Raw genomic sequence first — 3,713 nt, 5'->3', positions numbered from 1 at the left:
ACCCACAACCCCCACCACGCCTACATGGTCGGCGACCACTTCAGCGTGCTGCGCCTCGGCACCATGGAACTGTCCGCCTCCCGCGACCAGGTCAGCCTGGAGGAACTCACCAACCACATGGCGGGCGGCTCCGAACTCGCCGCTCTCAAGCACGAGTTGTCCCAGGTGCGAGGCGTCGACGTCGAGGAACTCCCGGAAGCGGAGGACCTCACCGCGTCCGTGGCGGCCACCGGCGAGGGGAAGTCCTGAGACGGCCCTCAGCTCGGCCCCCGGCTCCTTGACCGAGCCGGGGCCGTGCGGCCGTCCGCCCACCGACCCCGCCCGGCTTGGTCCGCCGACGAGGTGGTCAGGCGCGACCTGAAGCTCCCGGCACGTCAGCCAGGTCGCCGCGCTCCACCGGGCGATGGGCGCGGGCCACCTCGTCGTCACGCCGACACCCATCGACACCGAGGACCACGTCGAGCGCTTCCTCGACTCGACCGACAAGTTCCTGAGGTTCCGTGGCGCCTGAAGGGACGACCATGACACCCCGTGGCACGAGCGAAGAACTCGGCGTCGCCGTCATCGGCACCGGCCGGATGGGCGCCGACCATGTCCGCCGTATCCAACAGGTCACCAGTGGAGCCCGGGTGACCGCCGTGGTGGACGTCGACGCGGAGCGCGCCCGCACGGTCGCGGCCCGCGTCGACGGCTGCACCGCGTACACCGACCCGGCCTCCGCGATGGCGGCCGCCGACGTCGACGCCGTCCTCATCGCCTCCCCCGGCCCCGCCCACGAGGCCGCCCTGCTGACCGCCTTCGAGCACGGTCTGCCGGTGCTGTGCGAGAAGCCGCTCACCCCCGACGCGGCCTCCGCGCTGCGGGTGCTGGAGGCCGAGCAGAAGGTGGGCCGGCGACTGGTCCAGGTCGGCTTCATGCGCCGCTACGACGTCGAGTACGTCAGGCTCAAGGCCCTCCTGGAGACAGGCCAGTTGGGCCGCCCGCTCATGCTCCACAACCGGCACCGCAACGTCGCCAGCCCGCCCGGCTTCACCAGCGCCATGCTCATCAGCGACTCCGTGGCACACGAGACGGACGTGACCCGCTGGCTGCTCGGCCACGAGATCACGGCCGTCACGGTGCTGCGCCCGACCCCCTCCGCGAGCGCGCCGGACGCCCTGCAGGACCCGCAGTTCGTCGTCTTCGAGACGGACGGCGGCGCTGTCTCCGACGTCGAGATCTTCGTCAACTGCGGCTTCGGCTACCAGGTCCAGGCCGAGGTGGTCTGCGAACGCGGCACCGCCCGCGTCGGCGACGGCCACGCCATGGTCACCAACATGGCCGGCCGCTGGGGCGGCACCATCGACCAGGACTACACCGTGCGCTTCGCCGACGCCTACGACCGCGAGATCCAGAGCTGGGCCGACGCCACCCGCCGCGGCGAGACGGCCGGCCCGAGCGTCTGGGACGGCTATGCCGCGGCGGCGGTCTGCGAGGCGGGGGTACGGGCGCTGGAGGACGGCGGCCGGGTGCGGGTCGACCTGGTGGAGAAGCCCGCCCTGTACCGGTGACCGAAGCGGGGAGGCGGCGACGCCGGCCCGCCGATTCCGCGGACAGGCGCGCACCCCGTGCATCAGCCCCCGGCCGCCGTACGCGGGCGGGGCTCGAACCCCGCCGCCCGGTAGCACTCGTCGATCAGCGTCATCGTCGCCACCGCGTCGTCCGCGTCCAGCGGCCCCGGTGCGCCGCCGCGCACCCGGTCCGCGAACGCCTCCAGCTGGTACGTGTACGACGACCGCGTCCCGAGCCGTTCCGTCCGCTCGCCCTCCGGCGTACGCACCACGACCCGGTCGTCCAGGTGCGGCAGCACGAAGTTGGGCGCGCTCGCCTCACCGCGGGTGCCGATGATCCGGCAGCTCATCTCCAGCTCGTCGTACGCCATGTGGCAGCGGGCCGACGCGACGGCCCCGCCCGGGTACTCCAGCTCGGCGTCCAGCCACTCGTCGACGCCGGGGGCGGCCGCGCGCTCCCCGGCCCGCGCGGAGACGAGGCGGGGCGCGCCGCCCGCCCAGGGGCCGAGCATCCGCGCCGCGTGGAGGCTGTAGCAGCCCAGGTCCATCACGGCTCCGCCGGCCAGCGGCAGCGACCAGCGTGGGTCGGCGTCGTCCGGGGCGGGGATGGCGACCAGTGTCTCCACCCGCCGCAGCTCACCGAGTTCACCGCTTTGCAGGATCTCGTGCAGACGCCGGGTCACCGGGTGGAAGAGGTAGTGGAAGCCCTCCATGAAGACGGCCCCGGACTTCGCCGCCGCCTCCCGTACCTCGGCGGCCTCCTCGGCGTTGCTCGCCGACGGCTTCTCGGTCAGGACGTGCTTGCCCGCCGCGAGGGCGGTGAGGTTCCACGGCCCGTGCAGGCCGTTCGCGAGCGGGTTGTAGACGGCCTCGACCCCGGGGTCGGCGATCAGGTCGGCGTACGAGTCGGCCACCCGTTCCACGCCGTGCGCCGTGGCGAAGGTCTTTGCGCGGGAGCGGTCGCGGGCGGCCACCGCGACGAGGCGGTGGCCGGTCGCCCGGGCCGGGTCCACGAGGGAGCGTTCGGTGATGCGTGCCGCGCCCAGTACTCCGATGCGCAGTGGTTCCCGGCCCGGTTCGCTCATGCCTGCCGTACCTCCTCGATCGTCACGGGACGGTGCTCGCCCAGCGACAGTGTGCACGCCTCGGCGATCCAGCCCGCCTCCAGCGCGTCCTCGATCGTGCACGGGGAGGTGCGGGTGCCCGCAACGACCTCGGTGAACGCGGTGAGTTCGGCGCGGTAGGCCTCGGTGAAGCGGTCCATGAAGAAGTCGTGCGGGGTGCCGGCCGGGAAGGTCACGCCGGGCTCGACCGAGCGCAGCGGCAGCTTGTCCTCCAGGCCGACGGCGATGGAGTCCGTGAAGCCGTGGATCTCCATGCGGACGTCGTAACCGCGGGCGTTGTGGCGGGAGTTGGACACCACCGCGATCGTGCCGTCGTCCAGGGTGAGGATCGCGCCCGTGGTGTCGGCGTCGCCCGCCTCCTTGATGAAGTCGGCGCCCCGGTTGCCGCCGACCGCGTACACCTCGGTCACCTCGCGGCCGGTCACCCAGCGGATGATGTCGAAGTCGTGCACCGAGCAGTCCCGGAAGATGCCCCCGGAGGCGGCGATGTAGGCGGCCGGCGGCGGGGCGGGGTCCAGCGTGGTGGAGCGTACGGTGTGCAGCGTGCCCAGCTCGCCGCTCCGCACGGCGGCCCGCGCGGCGACGAACCCGGCGTCGAAGCGCCGGTTGTAGCCGATCTGGATCGGGACGGCACTGCCCTGGACGGACTTGAGTACCTCGACGCCCTCCCGCATGGTGCGGGCGACGGGCTTCTCGCAGAACACGGGCACGCCCGCCTCCACGGCGGCGCGGATCAGCGCCGGGTGGGCGTCGGTCGCCGCCGCGACGACGATGCCGTCCACCCCGGCGGCCAGCACGGCCTCGGGGGAGTCCGCGACCTCGGCGCCGAACCGCTCGGCGGCGGCCTTGGCGGCGTCCGCGAACGGGTCGGCGACGACGAGCGAGGCGACCGCGTCGAGTCCGGAGAGGGTCTCGGCGTGGAAGGCGCCGATGCGGCCGAGGCCGAGGATTCCGATGCGCATGGGGACTTGCTCCTTTTGGGCGGGATCTTACGAGCGGGTGGGGGCCTGCGAGCGGGTGGGGGGCCTACGAACGGGTG

At 73.2% G+C, this 3,713-nt stretch carries 3 protein-coding genes and 1 pseudogene; 2 read left to right on the top strand and 2 right to left on the bottom strand.

Going from position 1 to position 3,713, the window contains the following annotated elements; all coding sequences use genetic code 11:
• Both KUM49_RS36095 and KUM49_RS36090 read left to right on the top strand, forming a co-directional pair.
• A pseudogene (locus KUM49_RS36095) lies at positions 1 to 249 on the top strand (sugar ABC transporter ATP-binding protein); the annotation flags it as partial.
• A gap of 272 nt (positions 250 to 521) precedes the next feature.
• Positions 522 to 1,550 carry a Gfo/Idh/MocA family protein gene (locus KUM49_RS36090; protein WP_217241185.1) on the top strand — a complete coding sequence of 343 codons (1,029 nt, stop codon included), beginning with the start codon at positions 522 to 524 and terminating at the stop codon, positions 1,548 to 1,550.
• 62 nt (positions 1,551 to 1,612) lie between these two features.
• Here the strand turns inward: KUM49_RS36090 and KUM49_RS36085 are convergent, their stop codons facing one another.
• On the bottom strand, positions 1,613 to 2,635 hold the full coding sequence (locus KUM49_RS36085) for a Gfo/Idh/MocA family protein (protein ID WP_217241184.1): 1,023 nt from the start codon (positions 2,633 to 2,635) through the stop codon (positions 1,613 to 1,615).
• Positions 2,632 to 3,636, bottom strand: a complete 1,005-nt coding sequence (locus tag KUM49_RS36080; RefSeq protein ID WP_217241183.1) for a Gfo/Idh/MocA family oxidoreductase — start codon at positions 3,634 to 3,636, stop codon at positions 2,632 to 2,634. Before KUM49_RS36080 ends, KUM49_RS36085 begins: the two co-directional genes overlap by 4 nt.
• Positions 3,637 to 3,713: the final 77 nt, after the last annotated feature.

The sequence above is a fragment of the Streptomyces sp. AC555_RSS877 genome (genome assembly GCF_019049245.1).
In the GTDB taxonomy this organism is placed as follows: Bacteria; Actinomycetota; Actinomycetes; order Streptomycetales; family Streptomycetaceae; genus Streptomyces.
Note: the sequence above shows the minus strand (reverse complement) of the source record. Positions and strands in the feature narration are given on the sequence as shown.